The organism is Micromonospora sp. NPDC049089, from assembly GCF_040648775.1.
Taxonomy (GTDB): Bacteria; Actinomycetota; Actinomycetes; order Mycobacteriales; family Micromonosporaceae; genus Micromonospora.
On record NZ_JBEZEH010000050.1, the window covers coordinates 15,871 to 34,357 of the forward strand.

Here is an 18,487-nt window from a genome sequence, read left to right on the forward strand (position 1 = left end):
AAGGGCGCTGAAAGCGCGCTGACTCGCGCTCAGCCGGCGGCGGGTGACGCGGCCGGCGCGTCGAGGGCCGGTGCCACGACGGCGAACGCCTGGTCCATCAGCTCGGCCAGGTGCTGCTCGTCGTCGCCCGGCTGCCACCGCTGAAGCACCGTGTCGAGTGCCAGCAGTGCCATCCCGGCGGCCATCCGTGGGTAGGGGTCGGTGTGCGGGTCGAGGCGACGACGGTTGGCCAACTCGGCGGACAGCTCGGTGCGCCACTCGATCTGGCGTTCCAACCAGCGGGCGTGCAGGGCGGGGGTGTCCAGGATCAGACGGACGACGACCCGGGCTCGCTCGGAGTGCTCCGGGTGGTCGTTGCAGGCGGCGAGCGGCACCCAGAGTGCGTGGCGCAGCGCGACCGACGGCGGCTCGGCGGGCGGTCGGGCGGCGAGCTCGGTGATGATGTCCGCGCTGGTGTCGGCCAGGAACCGGACGACCACGTCCTCCTTGGACGCGAAGTAGCGGAAGAAGGTACGCCGTGACATGCCGGCCGCCGCCACGATGTCGTCGACTGTCACGGCGTCGAAACCCTTGGTCGCGAGCAGCATCAGGGCGGCGTCACGCAACTCGTCGGCGACGAGCTGGCGTTTGCGCTCGGCCAGGCTGTTGTCCGTACGAGATTTCATCAGCCGATGCTACGTCATTCGCTGCCGCATGGTGCCTTTGTTGGCATGATGCGCATTGCTTGACACTGAGTGCCACGGGTAGCACAGTGGGTCGCATGACTGTCGATGGCTGGTCCACTGAACAGATTCCCGACCTGAGCGGCCGTACCTTCGTCGTCACCGGTGCCACGGCGGGCCTCGGCCTGGTCACGACCCGGGCACTCGCCGTCCGCGGTGCGCGCGTCGTGCTGGCCGTGCGCGACGAGGAGAGAGGTCGCCGGGTGGCGGCCGACATCGCCGCAGCCCGGCCGGGTGTCGACCTGGAAGTCCGGCGGATCGACCTCGCCGACCTCGACTCGGTGCGGGAGTTCGCCGACGGGATGCACGCCGACCATCGCCGGGTGGATGTGCTGATCAACAACGCGGGGGTGATGGCCCTGCCGCGCGCCCTCAGCCCGCAGGGTCACGAGATGCAGTTCGCCACGAACCACCTCGGGCACTTCGCTCTCACCGGGCTCCTGCTCGATCTCCTGCTGGCCGGTCGGGACCCACGGGTGGTCACCGTCACCTCGGTCAACCACCGGCAGGCGAAGATGCGCTTCGACGACCCGACCGGCGAGCGAAGCTACTCTCCGATGGGCTTCTACAACACATCCAAGCTGGCCAACGCCATCTTCGGCTACGAGCTGCACCGGCGGCTCAGCGCCGTGGCGAGTTCGCTGGGCAGCTTCCTCGCCCACCCCGGCTACACCGCGACGAATCTGCAGAGCAGCGCTACCACGCCGATCTGGCGACTGCTGCTGGGCCGGATCGGCAACCCACTCCTCGCCCAGCCGGTCGATCGCGGTGTCTGGCCGCAGCTGTTCGCCGCCACCGACCCCGGCGCGCAGCCGGGCCAGCTCGTCGCCCCGGGCGGGCCGGGCGAACTGCGCGGCCACCCCGCGCCGGCGAAGCTCTCCACCGCCGCGACCGACCCCGAGCACGGCCGCCGCCTGTGGGAACTGTCCGAACAGGCCACCGGCGTACGGTTCGGCGCGCTGCGACCGTCGAGCTGATCGCTGCGCATCCAGCAGCCGTCACGTTCCGCCCTGCCAGATCGTCCAGGGGGCGAGCAGACACAACGGAGGAAAGAATGTTCGCTGCCTACGTCACGGTCACCATCGTCGCGTCGATCTTCACCGGCTTCGCCGCCGTCACCTACCTGATCGGTCACGACTATCCGAAGGCCCAGGCGGACATGAAGCGCGTGCCACGGTCATGGGTACCGCGGTTGGGCATGGCGCTGGCGGCAGGCTCGCTGGGGTTGCTGGCGGGCTTCGCCGTACCGCTGCTGGGCACTCTCGCCGCCGCTGGGCTGGTGCTGTATTTCATCGGCGCGCTCATCGCGCATCTGCGCGTCGGCTCCCGTCAGCTGGTGGGCTGGGCCGTCTTCTTCGTCACCGAGGTGGCCGCGCTGACAGTGAACGTCTTCTATCACTGGTGAATCGGTTGGTACGCCTCCCACGACGTCCCGGGCTGGCTCGACGAACTCGTCCTGCCGGAGCGGCTATTGCCCGGCAATCGAGAGACATCTATAGTTGCGCGGATCACAACAATCATGGCCGTGGTGACGCGGCCGGGTCGTCGAAGCGCTTCGACGATTCGTCGTTCAGGCCCGTCAGCCGGGTGTCGAGCCTGGTCACGCCGGCCTCGGCGCCCGCTGGGCGTCTGTCGTACGACATGAGGAGAACCGCATGCGGAACTGGCGCCTTCGGCGCGGAATCACCGCGCTCGCGCTCGCCCTGCTGGCCCTACCGGCCGTTCCCGGCACCGCGCTCGCCGAACCCTCCTACCCGTTCCGAGATCCCAGCCTGCCCGTGAACGTCAGGGTCGACGACCTGCTCGGCCGGCTCACGCAGGACGAGAAGATCTCCTGGCTGCACCAGTACCAGCCGGCCATTCCCCGGCTGGGCATCGGCCTGTTCAAGACCGGCACCGAGGCGCTGCACGGGGTGGCCTGGTCCACCGACATCGACAACAACGGCGCGGTGGTCAAGGCTCGCGGCACCGCCTTCCCACAGCCGGTGGGCATGGCGAGCACCTGGAACACCGACCTGATCCGGCAGGTCGGTTCGGCCGTCGGCGACGAGGCGCGCGGCTACCACGCGCAGAATCCCCGGGTCTGGGGGCTCAATCTCTGGGCGCCGGTGGTCAACCTGCTGCGCGACCCCCGGTGGGGCCGCAACGAGGAGGGCTACTCCGAGGACCCTCTGCTCACCGCGAAGATCTCCACCGCGTACGGGTCGGGAATGACCGGCGGTGACCCGAACCACCTGAAGAGCGCACCGACCCTCAAGCACTACCTGGCCTACAACAACGAGGTCCGACGCGACGTGACCTCCTCGAACGTGCCGCCTCGGGTGCTCAACGAGTACGACCGCGCCGCCTTCAAGCCGGCCATCGCGGCCGGTGCGGCGACCGGGGTGATGGCGTCGTACAACCTGGTCAACGGTCGTCCGGCGACGGTGGACCCGGACCCGATGACGCTGTTCCGGGACTGGACCGACAGGCCGCTGATGAACGTCACCGACGCCTGGGCGCCGAACAACCTCGTCAACACCCAGAAGTACTACGCCACCCAGGCCGAGGGCAACGCGGCGATCATCAAGGCCGGCCTGAGCAGCTTCATCACCGACGACACGAACGCGCAGCCGACCATCACCGCGATCAAGCAGGCCCTCGCCACCGGTCTGCTGACCGAGGCCGACATCGACGCCCGGATCCGCGAGATCCTCAACATCCGATTCCGGCTGGGCGAGTTCGACCCGGGCGGCGGCCGGCACGGCGGCATCACCCCGGACGTCATCAACAGCCCCGAACACCAGCGGTTGGCCCGGCAGGCCGCCGGCGAGGCGATGGTGCTGCTGAAGAACGAGCGGCAGGCGCTACCGCTGGACCCGGCCCGGACCCGCAAGGTGGCGGTGCTCGGCCCGCTGGCCGACACCCTCTACTCGGACTGGTACGGCGGCGACCTGCCCTACCAGGTGACGGCGCTCGACGGCATCCGCGAACGGCTGGGCGGCTCAGCCAGTGTGCGAGGGCTCGACGGGGCGGACCGGATCGCCCTGAAGGACGTGTCGACCGGCCGGTACATCTCGGCCACCGGCACCACCGATGCCGACCCGGTCCTCGGGACCGGTGCCGTCCCGGCGCTCGTCGCCCAGTTCGACGTGGTCGACTGGGGGCAGGACGTGGTGACGTTGCGCAACGCCGCCAATGGCCGCTACCTAGGCTACAACTGGGGGCCGTTCGTCACCCGCGACGAGCAGCCGAACGGGTGGTACGTGCAGCAGCAGTTCAAGCTTGAGCCGCAGGCCGACGGAACTGTGGTGCTGCGCTACGTCGGCTACGAGACCAAGGAGAGCTGGTTCGGTGCCGACACGTACGTGACGGTCGGCGACGACGGCGCCCTCAAGCTCGGCGCGTCGACCCCGGCCGCCGCGACCCACTTCAGTCGCAACCTGATCAGCAGCGGCATCGACCGGGCCGTGGCGGCGGCCAAGGCGGCCGACACCGCGGTGCTGGTGGTCGGCAGCAACCCGTTCATCAACGGTCGGGAGGCGCACGACCGGACCTCCACGGCGCTGAGCGCCGGCCAGGAGGCGCTGGTCAAGGCGGTGGTCAGGGCCAACCCGCGGACCGTGCTCGTGCTCCAGACCAGCTACCCGGTCACCATCCGATGGGAGCAGGAGCACGTACCGGCCATCGTCTGGACCACCCACGCGGGTGCGGAGACCGGTCACGCCATCGCCGACGTCCTCTTCGGCGACCGTAACCCGTCCGGCCGGCTCACCCAGACCTGGTACCGCTCCGACGCGCAACTACCGCCCGACCTGCTGGAGTACGACATCATCTCGTCCGGGCAGACCTACCTCTACAACCGCGCGAAGCCGCTCTACCCGTTCGGCCACGGGCTGTCGTACACCCGCTTCCGGTACGGCCAACTGCGTGCCGGTGCCCAGTCGGTGGCGGCCGACGGCACCATCACGGCCAGTGTCGACGTGACGAACGTCGGCAGCCGGACCGGGACCGAGGTCGTTCAGCTCTACACCCACCAGCGCACCTCGCGGGACGCCACCCCGATCCGCCAGCTCAAGGCGTTCCAGCAGGTGAAACTCGCGCCTGGGCAGACCCGTACGGTGACCCTGCGTCTGCCCGCCGCGGATCTGGCGCACTGGGACGTCACCCGCAGCAGGTGGGTGGTCGAGTCGTCAGTCCACGACCTGATGGTCGGGGCGTCCGTCGAGGACATCCGCGCCCGCGCCGCGGTCCGGGTCCGCGGCGAGACCATCCCGGCCCGCGACCTGTCCCGGCCCACCCGGGCGGAGAACTTCGACAGGTACGCGGGGGTCCGGCTCGTCGACGAGACGAAACCCAGTGGTACGGCGGTCGGTGCCACCGCCGCCGGTCAGTGGATCTCCTTCGACGGTTCCGCGCTGCGTGCCGGCGAGCGCACCTTCACCGCGAAGGTCGCCAAGGCCGGTGCGGGTGCCGGCACGATCCAGATCCGGATGGGGTCGCCCACCGGCCGGCTGCTCGGCACGGCCACAGTGCCCAGCACCGGCGACGACTACCGGTACGTCAGCGCCAGCACCGAGTTGGCCCGGGTCGTCGGCACCCACGACGTGTACCTGGTGTTCGACTCCCCGCTGCGGCTGGCGGAGTTCTCCATCAGCTGACCGGAGATCGGGGCCGGGTCGATCGTCGACCCGGCCCCGACCCGGCTCGGGCCGCGTGCCGGCCCGGTGCTGAGCGGCGACGTCGTCGCAGCACTGTGGATTCGTCGGACGACGTGATCACGGGTGTCCGGGCGACATGGCTGATCTGCCCGGTCCGTGGGTATTTATGCATAGACGCTCCCCGATTGACTGTTGCATTGGTCAGACGTGTGACCTACGCTCCCAGTAAGAATTTCGGGGCGGTTAACAAAGAGTGCGGTCGGGGCGACGGAAATCCCCGCCGGCCCTTCGTGGCGTCGCTGTTCCGTACTCGTCGCTCGATACGCACTTTGGGCACCACATCGACGACCAGTGAGAGGAACAGACGTGAAGTCAGCCTTATCCACCGCTCGAATGTCAGTGTTGGCGGTGGCGGCGCTTGTCGCCGCCACACTGCCGGCAGTGCTGACAAACCAACTCCCGGCCTCGGCCGCGGTCCAGGCGACCTACTATGTCGCCCCGGACGGTAACGACGCCAATCCGGGAACGTTGCAGTCACCGTTCAAGACGATCCAACGTGCGCGGGACGTCGTTCGAACGATAAGCGGGAACCTGACCGGCGACGTCAACGTCCTTCTCCGGGGCGGCACCTATCCGGTGACCAGCACCATCGAATTCGGGTCGAGTGACTCCGGCACCAACGGATACCGGATCAGCTACGGTGCCTACGCCAACGAGAAGCCGGTCCTTGACGGTGGCGTCCAGGTGACCGGGTGGACTCAGCACAGCGGCAACATCTGGAAGGCGCCGCTCGACCGCGCCAACAAGCTGCGGGCGCTCTACGTCAACGACAAGCGCGCTGTCATGGCGACGAAGACGATCAGCTCGGGCGGGTGCTTCGGGACGTACAACATCACGGCCAACCAGGCCGCGTGGGCCTGGGAGTCGGGGTCGCAGTGTGACGGCGCCAGGTACAACCAGAGCGACTTCCCCGCCATCGCGCGCAACCAGGACGACATCGAGATCGAGACGGGCACGACCTGGACCACTGCCATCGTCGGCGTCCGACAGGTGACCACCGACGGCGGGAGCCGGGTCGCCCTGTTCCAGCAGCCGGGTGCGGCCATCGCGCAGGGCGCGTTCAACGGCAACGCCCAGGTCGGCGGCACCCACAAACTCATGAACGCGTACGAGTTCCTGGACGCGCCCGGTGAGTTCTACTTCGACAAGGCCACCAAGACGGTCTACTACTACAAGGCCAGTGCCGAGAACATGTCGACGGCCACGGTCTACGCGCCGAACAACGTCACCACAGTGCTGCGCGTGGCCGGCACCTCGACGTCGAGCCATGCCCGCAACATCACATTCTCCGGTCTGACGGTGCGGCACTCGGACTGGAACCTGTTCAACGTGGCCGGCTCGTCCTTCAAGCAGGCGCAGCAGGGCAACCTCGGAGCGCAGGTGTACGCGAAGGGCAACTTCCACGTCTACCACTACCGCAACGTGGACGTCACCCCCGGCATCATCCAGATCCAGAACGCCGACGGCCTCCTGCTGCAACGCAACCGGATCGAGCACACCGGCGCGGACGGCATCAGCATGGTCAACGACGTGCAGGGCACGCAGTTGATCGGGAACGCCACCAACGACATCGCGGGGTCGGCCATCAATGTCGGTCATCCCCAGCACGTCTACATCGGCGACGGCACGTCGACCAACCGGGAGAAGTACTCCGCGTCGGTCGAAGGGCTGCCGAAGAACATCGACATCAAGAACAACTACCTGTACGACAGCGCCGTCCTGTTCAACGGGCACAGCCCCATCTCGGCGTACTTCGCCGACACCCTCACCATCCAGCGCAACCGGATCGAGAAGGCCCCGTGGTCGGGCATCACGCTCGGCTGGGGCTGGTGGAACTTCGACGGGTCGTCGGGTTCGATCCAGCCCAACCGACCCACCACGACGGCGAGAAACAACACCATCAGCTACAACCACATCATCGACACGGTGCAGCGCCTGAGTGACACCGCGCCGATCTACACGCTCGGCAGCCAGCCCGGGACCACCATCACCAACAACTATCTCCAGGGCGTGCCCTCGGGCCACAAGTACGGACTGCACCCGGACGAGGGATCGGCCTTCATTACCTTCCGGGACAACGTGCTGAGCATCGACAAGAACGTCACCTGGATGATTAATTCAGACGACTTCGGGCGCAAGCACGACCTGAGCATCACCCAGATCTACGGCCCGATCAACAAGGTCTCCAACAAGAACCTGCCGAACAGCACGGTCGCCGACATCCTCGTCTCCTCCGACTACGTGTGGCCGGCTGCGGCGTACAGCATCGCGGCGAACTCCGGCCTTGAGGACGCGTACCGGGACATCATCCCGGCGAGCAACTTCTCCGCGCCGAACTACGTGCTGCCGGCCAGTACGTTCGTCGCCAGTGCCACAGCGTCGATCCCGATCCGGAGCACCGGCGACGCCACCAAGTCGGTCTGGTTGGCGCCGTACGGCACGACCACCTTCACCGCCGGGGCGACGATGACCAGGGCGGCCGGCAACGCGACGTCCATCGCCGTGCCCACCACCCAGGGTGAATACCGGCTCTACGTCGTCGACGCACAGGGCAACCGGTCGGCCGAGTCGACTTCGATCGTCCGGCAGCAGCAGGGCGGCGGCAGCGGTACGGGGCAGGGGCAGCTCGTGGGTGGCCAGTCCGGCCGCTGTGTCGAGGTGCCGAACTCGTCGACCACGAACGGCACCCAGGTGCAGCTATACGACTGCGGGAGCGGCACGAACCAGCGGTGGACCGCCACCAGCAGCAAGCAACTGACCGTCTACGGCAACAAGTGCCTGGACGCGTCCGGGAACGGCACTGCCAACGGCACCCAGGTCATCATCTGGGACTGCCACGGCGGCACGAACCAGCAGTGGAACGTCAACAGCAACGGCACCATCACGAATGGTCAGTCCGGGCTCTGCCTCGATGCCAACGGCGCTGGCACCGCCAACGGCACCAAGATCATCCTGTGGTCCTGCAACGGTGGTCCGAACCAGCAGTGGACGCTGCGTAGCTGATCCACCCAGACTCCGGGGCCAGGCCGACACGGGCCTGGCCCCGGGCTACTTCTGGTAGCCGTAGTTGTCGCAGGTCCGGCGGCCGAGGACGCAGTTCTTGGTGCGCTTGTTCATGGTGTCGACGTCCCACATCACGAACGCGTCGCCGTGCATCGACGAGGCGCTCTTACCTTCCTTGTCGGAGGACAGGTAATAGCCCGCCGGGGTGCCCTTCGCCGGGTACTGGATGTCGAAGGTGATCGCCGGGATCCGGACCGGGTGGCTGGTCGGGCAGCCGTTGCCGCCGCCGTACGCCACGTGGTCCTTGTGGTTGGGGCTGTCCAGGTGCTTGCCGTCCCAGCAGTCGGGGAACTGCATCATGAAGTGCAGCGTCGCGTTGCCCCCGCAGATGGGCCAGTTGCCGTTGGTGCTGCGGGCGATGCCGTCGAGGTCACCGGGGCCGTAGAAGGCGCAGTAGAACTGGCCGGTCGCGCCCCGCGGGGTCGGCTTCTTCTTCTTGGCGTCGCCGGAGATCATGCGCAGGCCGTTGGGCATCGGCATCTGGCCTGTCGAGTTCTTGGCCAGCGAGCGGTAGTAGACCCGGAACCCGGTGGTCTCGACCGGCTTTCCCGTCGCGTTGTCGTAGAGCGTGGGCACCCAGTAGGCGGAGTGGTCCTGGACGGGCTTGCAGGAGGTGGCAGTGAACTTCGTCAGGTCGCCGGCGACGGTGCTCGCGTCGACAGCCTTGTTGCCGACGAACGAGTGCATGTGCGACGCGCCCGGTAGGCCGGGGGCGACGATCGGGTCGTCCGGTAGCCGGTGGCTGTACTGGCAGTCGGCCCGGAATTCCGGGAGGTTGCCCACCCCGGACGGAACGGGGTCGATCTTCAACGCCCGGTACGCGTCGGCCTGCGCTTTCCAGGTCGCCCGGTCGACCGGAATCCAGCCGGTTGCCGGGGCCTTCGGCGCGGCAGCGGTCGACGGTGTCGCGCCGGTCGACGGGGTCGTGGCGGTCGACGGCGTCGCAGCGGTCGATGCCGCCACCCCGGGCGACGCCGGCTGCCCGGCCGCTGGCGAGGGGTAGTCGAGGGCGTTGGCCGCGTTCGACGGCTCGGGCGTCATGTCGCCACTGGCCAGGTACACGCCTCCGGCGGCGATGACGAGCGCGACTGCGGCTCCCGCGGCCGCGCCCAGTCTGTTGCGGGTGAACCAGCTCGGCGGGCGGTGACGGGGCGGCGGTTGGCCCGCGTCCGGTTCGGGCAACGAGGCGTACGACACGGGTCACTCCCAACGAGCAGACGACGGCGCAGACCCGGACGGCCACGGCCGCCGTATGGTAGGCGCTTCCCGATCACGACCGACAGCTTCCTAAAGCTTCCTTAAAGAAGGTTGTGGGTATCCATGCCGGCCATGCTCGTCAGCAGGGGAAATGTCGCCGAGCGAGGTGCTACCGGACATCTGGCGGGTACGTGTGGGAGATGACGTCGACCTGGAAACCCCACGAGAAACACGGTGGCCTGTCGGACAAGGACAAGCGCGAGTTGCCGGAGAGCGTTTTCGCGTTCCCCGACAAACGCAAGGAGCCGATGACCGACGCGGGCCACGTCCGTAACGCCATCGCCCGGTTCGACCAGGTCCAGGGCGTCACCGACAAGGAGCGCGACCTGGCATTTCAGAACATCCTCGCCGCCGCCGCGCACTACGATGTCGAGGTCGCGGAGACGAACTGGCGTCAACTCGGCAAACTTCCGCACACGCCGAATTCGGCCCACTGACCGGTTCTGGCCGCGTACCTGCTGGATAGGGACGCCCGCCCTGGGTAAGCGGCGCTGATGCCCGCGAAGCAGCAGCCAGCAACCGGCGGCGACCCGTCGCCGCGTGAGGGGGCCCGGGCCGGCCGGGTGTCGGACGGCCTGCGCGAGCGGGTGCGCCACGGGCTGCGCACCCGCGCCTGGCGACTGCGCCTCTACGGGTTGCTGTCCGTGCAGGCCGGCGTCGCGGCATCGCTGGCCTGGTTCGTGGTGTTCCAGTTCCTGGGCAATCCCACCCCGGTCCTCGCGCCCACCACGGCGGTCGGCATCGTGGCCGCCTCGATGGGCTCACGCCTGCGGCGCACCATCGAACTGCTGATCGGGGTGGTTCTCGGGCTCGCTGTCGGCGACACGCTCATGCCGTTCTTCGGCATCGGGGCCTGGCAGACCGGTGTGGTCGTCGTGCTGGCGATCATCGTCGCGGTGCTGCTCAAGGGCGGCGGTTCGCTGCTCACCCAGGCCGGCGGCACCGCGGTGCTCATCGCCACCCTGGAACCCCCGGTACGGGACCTGTCAGTGCCCCGTTTCGTCGACGCCGCGGTCGGCGGGTTGATCGGCCTGGCGGTCGGTCTGCTGGTGGTGCCCATCCACCCCCAGCGGACCGTGAAGCGGCTGGCCGAACCCGTCCTCGACCCGGCCATCGCCGCCATGCACGACCTGGCCACGGCGCTGCGACTTCGGGATCTTGACGGCGCCCAGCGGAGCCTGGGCGCTTTACGCGGCCTCGGCTCCCGGCTGACCGTGCTCGACGAGGGCCTCGGCGCCGCCCAGGAGGTGGTGCGACTGGCGCCACTGCGCTGGCGGGAGCGCCCATCCCTGGCCTTCTACACCGATGCCGTCCGACATATGGAACGCAGCCTGTACGCCTGGCGCGCGATCGCGAGGAGACTCACCAGGGTCCTGCGGGACGGCGAACCGGTGCCGGAGGAGTTGCCAGCGGCCATCGACCTGCTGGCCGACAGCGTGCAGATGCTGCGCTGCGCGATCCGCGCGCGGGCAGAGCCGCAACAGGCGCGCCAGCAGATCCTGACCGCCGTCGAGTTGGTCGGGAAGGCGCAGGGACCCGCCGCGTCGGATCCCACCCGCCCGCACACCCACCGGCTGGGCTACTCCGGCATGATCGCCGCGGGTGACTTCCGCACGTCGGCACACGACCTGCTGATGGCAAGCGGGCTCAACGCCGACGAGGCGGCAGCGCTGGTGCGGCGCACGGCGGACCGGGACGAGTGGGACTGAACCGCCCCGGCACCTCCGTCAGGTCGCCTTCAGCGAGGCGAGAACGTCGAGGTAGTGCGGGTTCTTCATGACGCCCAGCACGTTGCCGAACGGGTCGACGACCGCCGCCGTGACGAACCCCTCGTCCCCGTGCGGGGTGATCGGCTGGTACTCCGTGGCACCCATCGCCAACAGCCGCTCGACTGTCGCCTCGAGGTCGTCGACGCACCAGTGCATGACCGCGCCGCCGGGCCCGGTCGCCGCGCCGGCCGGCGCGTACCTACTGTCGATGATGCCCAGCTCGGCCTGGTAGTCCCCGATGCGGAACTCGGTGTAGGCCGGGCGTCCGTCGGGGCCGGGGCGCATGAAGTACGCCTCGATCCCGAGGAAGTCCGCGTACCAGGCCGTGGCCGCTGCCACGTCGTCCGCCCAGATGTTCAGTGTGGCGAATCCTCGCAGGCTCATCGGGTGTCCTCTCGTCGATGTCGTTGGTGGTGACGCTATCGACCGCTGCGGAGGCTTCGCTTCCGCAATGAGCGGTGGGTCTCGACCGTGTCGGGCGGCGGGCCGCATCTTTCGGCGGTCCCCGGGTAGTCGCTGCCATTGCCAGCACGGATGGCGGGGGACAACGTGCAGAGCTACCCGGCAGTCGAGAACCACGGTCTGATCGGTGACCTACAGACCGCTGCGTTGATCAGCACGGACGGCACCGTCGACTGGTTCTGCGCGCCGCGCTTCGACTCGCCGAGCGTCTTCGGCGCGCTGCTCGACCGCCGCAACGGTGGCCACTTCCAGCTCTCGCCCGACGGCGTCGACTACTCCAGCAAGCAGCTCTACCTGCCCGGTACGCCGATCCTGATCACCCGCTTCCACAGCGCTGACGGTGTCGGGGAGCTCTTGGACTTCATGCCCGTCACCGGTGCGGAGGCCACCGACCGGCATCGGTTGATCCGCCTGGTCCGGATGGTCCGGGGGAGCATGCGGTTCCGCTTCCACTGCCGCCCGCGGTTCAACTACGGGCGTGATCCGTACGAGTTGGAGGTGCACCCCGAGGGCGACGTCTTCCGGAGCCCGACGCTGACCTTCTCCCTCGCCGCCTTCAAGGACGTGGAGCGGGCGTTCCACGTGGGGGACTTCCACCGCGACGCCGACGGCGTGTCCGCGCGGTTCACGCTGCACGCGGGCGACATCGGCGGGGTTGCCCTGGAGACGGCCAGCCCGGACGCGCCCCGCGCACTCACCACCGACGAGGCGTGCGAACTGCTCGCCGAGACCCGCGACCACTGGCGGCGGTGGGTGGGCCGCTCCCGCTACAAGGGCCGGTGGAGGGAGGTGGTCGAGCGGTCGGCGATGACCATCAAGCTGATGACGTACGCACCGACCGGCGCACTTGTCGCCGCGCCCACCGCGGGGCTGCCCGAGCAGATCGGCGGGCAGCGGAACTGGGACTACCGCTACACCTGGATCCGGGACGCGTCCTTCTCGGTGCACGCGCTGCTGCGCCTGGGCTTCACCGACGAGGCCCAGAAGTATCTGCTCTGGCTCGACGCGCGCATCCGTGAGGCACGGGACGACAACATGCCCCTGCAAATCATGTACCGCATCGACGGCTCACCTGACATTCCGGAGGAGGTGCTGGGTCACCTGGAGGGCTACCGCGGATCGGCACCGGTGCGGATCGGCAACGGCGCGGCGGACCAACTGCAACTCGACATCTACGGCGAGGCGCTCATCTCGTTGGAACTCGCGGACCGCAATGGGCTGATCCCGCCGTACGAGGGGTGGCGCAAGACGGCAGGGTTGATGGACTGGCTCTGCGACCACTGGGACCAGCCCGAGGACGGGATCTGGGAGACCCGGTCCGGCCGGCAGGACTTCACCTACGGCCGGGTGCTCTCCTGGGTCGCGTTGGACCGGGCCATCCGGATCGCGCGACGCCGGGGCCGCCCCGGCGACATCGCCCGCTGGTCCGCCGAACGCGACGCCATCTACCAGCAGGTGATGACACGCGGGTTCAACCAGGAACGTGGCGCGTTCGTGCAGCACTACGGTTCCGACATCCTGGACGCCTCGCTGCTGGCGATGCCCGGGCTGAACTTCATCTCGCCGACCGACCCGATGTGGGAGTCCACGCTGCGGGCCATGGACACCGACCTCGTCTCCGACAGCCTGGTCTACCGCTACGACCCGAGGGCCTCGCCGGACGGTCTCGCCGGCACCGAGGGCACCTTCAACATGTGCACCTTCTGGTACGTGCAGGCGCTCGCCCTGGCCGGCCGGCTCGACGACGCCCGGTTGACCTTCGAGAAGATGCTGACCTACAGCAACCCGCTCGGCCTCTACTCCGAGGAGATCGCGCCGACCGGCGAGCAGATCGGCAACTTCCCGCAGGCGTTCAGCCACCTCTCGCTGATCAGTACGGCGGCCCACCTCGACGACCTGCTCGAGCAGGGCTGACGGTCCGGTCAGAACAGCGTCAACGGCTCGACCGGGATCGGCTCGGGCAACGCCTCAAGCCCGGGAACCCGTGCCCGTACCTCGTCGTGGAACCGGCGGGCGAGCGTCGGCGCTTCGGCGTTGTCCGGGGTGTGGATGAACATCGTCGGCGAGCGCCCCTCGCGCAGCCAGGTCACTGTCATGTCGATCCAGCGCTGCCACCCCTCGACCGTGCGCGTCGGGTCGTCGCGGCCGAGGTAGCGGACGATCGGCCGGTCGGTCAGCGCGAGGGGCCGGAGCGGCACGCGGGGCTTCTTGGTCCAGGCGTCCCGCTCCGCGTCACTGGTAGGCGGGCTCGCGAAAAAGGCAGTCGTGTCGAAGGGGATCCACTCGGCGTGGGCGGCGGCGAGGGTCGCCCCGAGCAGTCGGGCCGCCCGCTCCTCGGTGAAGAACGCCTGATGGCGCACCTCCACCGCGTACCTGTGGGACTGCGGAAGCTGTTGCAGGAAACGGCCCAGGGCCGGGACGTCGGCCGGCGCGAACGAGCCGGGCAGTTGGATCCAGAGTGCGTGGGCGCGCGGGCCGAGCGGTTCGATGGCGTCCAGAAAGGCGCTCAGTGGTTCGTCGACGTGGGTGAGCCGGCGTTCGTGCGTGATGACCTTGGGAAGTTTGAGGACGAACCGGAAGTCGGGGCCCGTCTGGGCGGCCCACGAGGCCACGGTTTCCCGGGCCGGGGTCGCGTAGAACGTGGTGTTGCCCTCCACGGCGTCACACCAACTGGCGTAGTGCGCCAGGCGCTCGGTGGGCGGCAGCCGGTGCCCCGGCCACGACCGGTGACTCCACATCGCGCACCCCACGTGCAGACGCATGACCGCCCTCCCGACTTGACCGGAGCCCACCGTATCCGGGCCGGCGGACCCGGCGGGGTCCACGGTCCGCCAGGTAGGGTCCGTCGCCATGCGTGTGCTGTTCGCCAGTCTTGCGTCCGTCGGTCACACCTACCCGCTGATCCCGCTGGCGATCGCCGCCCGGGACGCCGGGCACGAGGTCCACTTCGCCGCCGGTACGGAGGTGCACGCGCCACTCGCCGCGAACGGCCTGCGGCCGTTCCGTCCCGGCGACGCCTTCTACGAGGTGTACGCCGAGGATCTCGCACCGGAGCTGGCGCGGCTGCGGCCCGACCTCGTGGTGCACGAGTGGGGGTTGCCGGGGGCGGCCGTGGCGGCTCACCGGGCCGGGATCCCGGGCCTGTGGCACGGGTTCGGCCGGCTGTTTCCCGAGGGCATCGGCCTGGAACTCCCGACCAGCAACGCCGAGGTCGTGGGTCGGCCGCACCTGGACATCTGGCCACCTTCGCTGCAGGACAAGGGCTTCCTCGCCACCGAACGCCGGATCGAGCTGCGACCGGTCTCGTTCTCGACGCCGGCCCCACTGCCCGCTCGCTTGGGCCGGCCGTTGATCTATCTGACCCTCGGCACCGCTTTCGGTACGCCGGAGCTGCTCCGCACGGCCATCGCCGGTCTGGCGACGCTTGGCGCGCAGGTGGTGGTCGCGGCGGGCCGGGTGTCAGTGGAACAGCTGGGCGACATCCCCGACCAGGTCAGCGTGCATCAGTGGGTGTCGCAGGCGGAGTTGCTGCCGCTCGTTGACGTGGTGGTGCACCACGGGGGTAGCGGCACCACCCTCGGCGCGCTCGCGGCCGGCGTACCCCAGTTGTTGCTGCCGCAGGGCGCGGACCAGTTCGCCAACGCGGAGGCCCTCACCGCGGCCGGGGTCGGTCTTCGGCTTCTCCCCGGGGAGGTGGACGCGGGTGCCATCGCCGAGCAGGTCCACCGGCTGCTGCCGCAGCACGGCAACGCCGAGCAGCGCGACGCGGCTCGCGCGGTCGCCGACGAGATCGCCGGCATGCCCTCGCCGGCGGCGGTCGCCCGGATCCTGCCGGAGTACTCGGCCTGACTGGAGGCGAGATCGTCAACTCGGGGTTGACGAGGCGCATGCGTCAACCTATGGTTGACGCATGACAGATCCTCTTCAGATCGGTAGCACCGTCAAGCTCGACGACCTGATCCAGGCGATCAAGACGGCGCACACCGACGCGCTCGACCAGCTCACCGACGCGGTCATCGCCGCCGACCACCTCGGCGAGGTCGCTGATCATCTGATCGGGCACTTCGTCGACCAGGCTCGGCGCTCGGGCGCCTCCTGGACCGACATCGGCCGCAGCATGGGCGTCACCAAGCAGGCCGCCCAGAAGCGCTTCGTGCCGAAGGCGACCGACGCGGCCGCGCTCGACCCCAACGCCGGCTTCGGCCGGTTCACCCCGCGCGCCCGCAACGTGGTGATGGCCTCGCAGGAGGAGGCCCGCGCCAGCGGCAACGCCGAGATCGGCCCCGAGCACCTGGTGCTGGGCCTGCTGGCCGAGCCGGAAGGGCTGGCCGCCAGGGTGATGGCTGGTCGCGGCGCCACCCCCGAGGCGGTACGGGAGGCGGTCGCCGCCGTCCTGCCATCGCGCGCCGAGCAGGTGCCGGACCTCATTCCGTACGACGCGCGCGGCAAGAAGGCGCTGGAGCTGACCTTCCGGGAGGCGCTGCGCCTCGGGCACAACTACATCGGCACCGAGCACATCCTGCTCGCCCTGCTGGAGCAGGAGGACGGCGCCGGCGTGCTCACCAACCTGGGCCTGGACAAGGCGACGGTCGAGGGCGACCTGGCTGCCGCCCTCGCCGCCGCCGTCGGAAAGAAGTGAGAACCCGGGGTCAGGACGCCTCAGGGAAGCCGTAACGCAGGGCGTGCTCCGGATCGGCCGGGTCGATCTGGCGTACGCCCGCGTCGGCGAGTCGCTTGTTGACCTCGTCGAGCTGCTCGCGCACCAGGCGTGCCTCCTCCTCGGTGACCCGGCCCCGGTGTGGCTTGCCGGCGTGCTCCAGCGTGCCGTAGTCGATCTTCTCGGTGGTCTTGCGGGCCTTGGGTGGGCGGACCCGCTCGGCCGTCTTCAACAGTTGCGCCATCGGCACGTCGGTGGCCATCGCGTCGAACTCGCTGGCGGTCAGCACCACCCGGCGGGGCTCACCGTGGCCGTGCCGATCGTGGATCTCCACCACCGCCACGTCCAACGCGGCGTCGTCGATGTTCTCCACCTCGCCCGGGGTGGCGTCCAACTGCACGGGCCCGGCGACCAGGTCCGGGTGCTCCAGTACGACGACGCGGACCACCTCGTCGTCCTGCTGCAGAACCGTGCCGGTGAAGTCGGAGACGTGGATCGTCTTCTTGCCCATGCGCGGAGCTTCTCCTGTCGTAGGCCGGGATGGCGGACCACAAGAAATTACCCGACAGGTGTGCGAAAGCCGCCGCTGGACCTCCTCCGGTGTGTCGGCCCCCGAGCGAACGTCAGAGGCCACCCGCTCGGTGGTGCGTCAGTGGTTGTTCAGGCGGTGCCGACTGGAGCTGCCGACGGACAGCTTGTTCAGGCCGGCCCACGACAGGGCGCTGCCGCCGACCGTCCGAGGGTTCCGGTAGCGCGGCTGGGGCGGATTGCCCCCGACGGCCTCCGCGGCCCGCCAGAGTCGCTCGGGGTCCTGCTGGTAGTGGTCGCTCGGCTGAATCGGCATGCGTTCACCGTCCCAAACAAAGGTGTCCAGATATGGAAATACATATGACGGTCAATCCCAGTGCTCGGTTCCCGGACCCTTTTCCGCTCGGCCCTGACGTATCCTGCGCCCGGCCCTGCCGTCCGGCGTACGGTGATCGACGACGGGTCGGGTGACGCGGGGAGGTGCGCATGCTCGACCGGCGACTTCACCTGCACCTGGCCACCTGGCTCGGCCAGTGGCCGGCCGGGCCGGGGTTGCACGTGGTCGCCTCGCAGCGGCGTGCCGAACCGGCCTGGGACGGCCGGCTACGCCCCGCGCTCGCCGTGGACACCGGGCAGAGCGCCGTGCTCTCTGTTGCGCCGGACCGGGTGGCGGCGATCCGCGCGTTGGTTCGCCGTACGCCGGCTCGGTTGCTCGCCGCGTTGCCGGAGGCCGTCGGCCGGCCCGAATTCTGCGTACACGACGGTCCGTTCCGGTGGAGCCGGACACCCGCTCCGCTGCCCGACGTGGGGGAGTGGACCGATCCGACCGCCACCGGGCTGCCGCCGTGGCTGCGACTCTTCGACCGGCCGGTGCTGGTGGTCCGTGACCCGGACGGCGCCTATCTGGCCGGTGCGGCAATCAAACGGCACGACGCGTACGGGCACGAGTTGGCAGTCGGCACGGTGCCGGCCGCCCAGGGGCGCGGCCTCGCCCGTCGGCTGGTGGCCCAGGCTGCGCGGCGGGTGCTCGACGAGGGAGCGATCCCTACCTACCTGCATGAGCGGGACAATCACGCCTCGGCCCGGGTCGCCGAAGCGGCTGGCTTCCCGGACCGGGGCTGGCGCGCGTACGGGGTCTATCCGCGCTGACCGGCCCGAAGCCGCAGCTGTCCGCGATCTTGCACTTTCTGTCGCGACACACCCGGGCATTCCACGCATCTCAACCACCGAAACTGCAAGATCGGCGGGGCGGGGTGAGGGCGGGGTGAGGGCGGGGCGGGGTGAGGGCGGGGCGGGGTGATGGGCGCGGACCGTGGATCCCGGGCGGCC

The 18,487-nt window shown here is 69.3% G+C and carries 16 protein-coding genes; 10 read left to right on the forward strand and 6 right to left on the reverse strand.

Annotation, left to right across the window (positions count from 1 at the left end; genetic code table 11):
* Positions 1-29 precede the first annotated feature (29 nt).
* Complete coding sequence (locus AB0B48_RS11615; RefSeq protein WP_357199397.1) at positions 30-665, reverse strand: TetR family transcriptional regulator; 636 nt, start codon at positions 663-665, stop codon at positions 30-32.
* A 95-nt stretch (positions 666-760) separates the two neighbouring features.
* Here AB0B48_RS11615 and AB0B48_RS11620 point away from each other — a divergent pair, with 95 nt between their 5' ends.
* The 4 genes from AB0B48_RS11620 to AB0B48_RS11635 all read left to right on the forward strand — a co-directional run bounded on the left by AB0B48_RS11620 (position 761) and on the right by AB0B48_RS11635 (position 8,425).
* Entirely contained in the window at positions 761-1,699 is a 939-nt protein-coding gene (locus tag AB0B48_RS11620; RefSeq protein WP_357199399.1) for an oxidoreductase, read from the forward strand.
* 77 nt (positions 1,700-1,776) lie between these two features.
* Positions 1,777-2,127, forward strand: a complete 351-nt coding sequence (locus AB0B48_RS11625) for a DoxX family protein (protein ID WP_357199402.1) — start codon at positions 1,777-1,779, stop codon at positions 2,125-2,127.
* Between the two features lie 250 nt (positions 2,128-2,377).
* Positions 2,378-5,362 (forward strand): glycoside hydrolase family 3 C-terminal domain-containing protein, encoded by a 2,985-nt coding sequence (locus tag AB0B48_RS11630; protein WP_357199405.1) that lies wholly within the window; start codon positions 2,378-2,380, stop codon positions 5,360-5,362.
* Between the two features lie 393 nt (positions 5,363-5,755).
* The gene (locus AB0B48_RS11635) at positions 5,756-8,425 is read left to right on the forward strand and encodes a ricin-type beta-trefoil lectin domain protein (RefSeq protein ID WP_357199407.1); all 2,670 of its coding nucleotides are present in this window, start codon (positions 5,756-5,758) and stop codon (positions 8,423-8,425) included.
* A gap of 45 nt (positions 8,426-8,470) precedes the next feature.
* On the opposite strand, the gene AB0B48_RS11640 is transcribed toward AB0B48_RS11635, so the two are convergent.
* Positions 8,471-9,682, reverse strand: a complete 1,212-nt coding sequence (locus tag AB0B48_RS11640) for a DUF1996 domain-containing protein (RefSeq protein ID WP_357199410.1) — start codon at positions 9,680-9,682, stop codon at positions 8,471-8,473.
* Between the two features lie 200 nt (positions 9,683-9,882).
* Between AB0B48_RS11640 and AB0B48_RS11645 the strand changes: the two genes are divergently transcribed.
* Together AB0B48_RS11645 and AB0B48_RS11650 are read left to right on the forward strand one after the other, a co-directional pair.
* Positions 9,883-10,179: a DUF6582 domain-containing protein gene (locus AB0B48_RS11645; protein WP_357199412.1), complete on the forward strand. Its 297-nt coding sequence runs from the start codon at positions 9,883-9,885 to the stop codon at positions 10,177-10,179.
* A gap of 57 nt (positions 10,180-10,236) precedes the next feature.
* A complete protein-coding gene (locus AB0B48_RS11650; protein ID WP_357199414.1) occupies positions 10,237-11,451 on the forward strand; it encodes an FUSC family protein in 1,215 nt (404 codons plus the stop codon).
* 18 nt (positions 11,452-11,469) lie between these two features.
* Here AB0B48_RS11650 and AB0B48_RS11655 read toward each other — a convergent pair whose 3' ends face one another.
* Positions 11,470-11,895, reverse strand: a complete 426-nt coding sequence (locus tag AB0B48_RS11655; RefSeq protein WP_357199416.1) for a VOC family protein — start codon at positions 11,893-11,895, stop codon at positions 11,470-11,472.
* A gap of 165 nt (positions 11,896-12,060) precedes the next feature.
* On the opposite strand from AB0B48_RS11655, the gene AB0B48_RS11660 reads away from it, so the two are divergent.
* Positions 12,061-13,887, forward strand: a complete 1,827-nt coding sequence (locus tag AB0B48_RS11660) for a glycoside hydrolase family 15 protein (protein ID WP_357199440.1) — start codon at positions 12,061-12,063, stop codon at positions 13,885-13,887.
* A gap of 8 nt (positions 13,888-13,895) precedes the next feature.
* On the opposite strand, the gene AB0B48_RS11665 is transcribed toward AB0B48_RS11660, so the two are convergent.
* The gene (locus AB0B48_RS11665; protein ID WP_357199442.1) at positions 13,896-14,711 is read right to left on the reverse strand and encodes a DUF72 domain-containing protein; all 816 of its coding nucleotides are present in this window, start codon (positions 14,709-14,711) and stop codon (positions 13,896-13,898) included.
* A 112-nt stretch (positions 14,712-14,823) separates the two neighbouring features.
* On the opposite strand from AB0B48_RS11665, the gene AB0B48_RS11670 reads away from it, so the two are divergent.
* Positions 14,824-15,822, forward strand: coding sequence for a glycosyltransferase (locus AB0B48_RS11670; RefSeq protein WP_357199419.1), 999 nt, complete (start codon positions 14,824-14,826; stop codon positions 15,820-15,822).
* A gap of 61 nt (positions 15,823-15,883) precedes the next feature.
* Positions 15,884-16,612, forward strand: a complete 729-nt coding sequence (locus AB0B48_RS11675; protein ID WP_357199422.1) for a Clp protease N-terminal domain-containing protein — start codon at positions 15,884-15,886, stop codon at positions 16,610-16,612.
* Between the two features lie 10 nt (positions 16,613-16,622).
* Here the strand turns inward: AB0B48_RS11675 and AB0B48_RS11680 are convergent, their stop codons facing one another.
* Together AB0B48_RS11680 and AB0B48_RS11685 are read right to left on the reverse strand one after the other, a co-directional pair.
* Positions 16,623-17,141 carry a hypothetical protein gene (locus AB0B48_RS11680; protein WP_357199425.1) on the reverse strand — a complete coding sequence of 173 codons (519 nt, stop codon included), beginning with the start codon at positions 17,139-17,141 and terminating at the stop codon, positions 16,623-16,625.
* Positions 17,142-17,279: 138 nt separating this feature from the next.
* Positions 17,280-17,474 (reverse strand): DNA repair protein, encoded by a 195-nt coding sequence (locus AB0B48_RS11685; RefSeq protein ID WP_357199428.1) that lies wholly within the window; start codon positions 17,472-17,474, stop codon positions 17,280-17,282.
* 170 nt (positions 17,475-17,644) lie between these two features.
* On the opposite strand from AB0B48_RS11685, the gene AB0B48_RS11690 reads away from it, so the two are divergent.
* A complete protein-coding gene (locus AB0B48_RS11690; protein WP_357199431.1) occupies positions 17,645-18,307 on the forward strand; it encodes a GNAT family N-acetyltransferase in 663 nt (220 codons plus the stop codon).
* The last annotated feature ends 180 nt before the right edge of the window (positions 18,308-18,487 follow it).

What these genes read in the sequence shown, in the direction of transcription:
- AB0B48_RS11615 (WP_357199397.1), bottom strand. Translation starts at nt 665, where the DNA reads ATGAAATCTCGTACGGACAACAGCCTGGCCGAGCGCAAACGCCAGCTC.
- AB0B48_RS11620 (WP_357199399.1), top strand. Translation starts at nt 761, where the DNA reads ATGACTGTCGATGGCTGGTCCACTGAACAGATTCCCGACCTGAGCGGC.
- AB0B48_RS11625 (WP_357199402.1), top strand. Translation starts at nt 1,777, where the DNA reads ATGTTCGCTGCCTACGTCACGGTCACCATCGTCGCGTCGATCTTCACC.
- AB0B48_RS11630 (WP_357199405.1), top strand. Translation starts at nt 2,378, where the DNA reads ATGCGGAACTGGCGCCTTCGGCGCGGAATCACCGCGCTCGCGCTCGCC.
- AB0B48_RS11635 (WP_357199407.1), top strand. Translation starts at nt 5,756, where the DNA reads ATGTCAGTGTTGGCGGTGGCGGCGCTTGTCGCCGCCACACTGCCGGCA.
- AB0B48_RS11645 (WP_357199412.1), top strand. Translation starts at nt 9,883, where the DNA reads ATGACGTCGACCTGGAAACCCCACGAGAAACACGGTGGCCTGTCGGAC.
- AB0B48_RS11650 (WP_357199414.1), top strand. Translation starts at nt 10,237, where the DNA reads ATGCCCGCGAAGCAGCAGCCAGCAACCGGCGGCGACCCGTCGCCGCGT.
- AB0B48_RS11655 (WP_357199416.1), bottom strand. Translation starts at nt 11,895, where the DNA reads ATGAGCCTGCGAGGATTCGCCACACTGAACATCTGGGCGGACGACGTG.
- AB0B48_RS11665 (WP_357199442.1), bottom strand. Translation starts at nt 14,711, where the DNA reads ATGTGGAGTCACCGGTCGTGGCCGGGGCACCGGCTGCCGCCCACCGAG.
- AB0B48_RS11670 (WP_357199419.1), top strand. Translation starts at nt 14,824, where the DNA reads ATGCGTGTGCTGTTCGCCAGTCTTGCGTCCGTCGGTCACACCTACCCG.
- AB0B48_RS11675 (WP_357199422.1), top strand. Translation starts at nt 15,884, where the DNA reads ATGACAGATCCTCTTCAGATCGGTAGCACCGTCAAGCTCGACGACCTG.
- AB0B48_RS11680 (WP_357199425.1), bottom strand. Translation starts at nt 17,141, where the DNA reads ATGGGCAAGAAGACGATCCACGTCTCCGACTTCACCGGCACGGTTCTG.
- AB0B48_RS11685 (WP_357199428.1), bottom strand. Translation starts at nt 17,474, where the DNA reads ATGCCGATTCAGCCGAGCGACCACTACCAGCAGGACCCCGAGCGACTC.
- AB0B48_RS11690 (WP_357199431.1), top strand. Translation starts at nt 17,645, where the DNA reads ATGCTCGACCGGCGACTTCACCTGCACCTGGCCACCTGGCTCGGCCAG.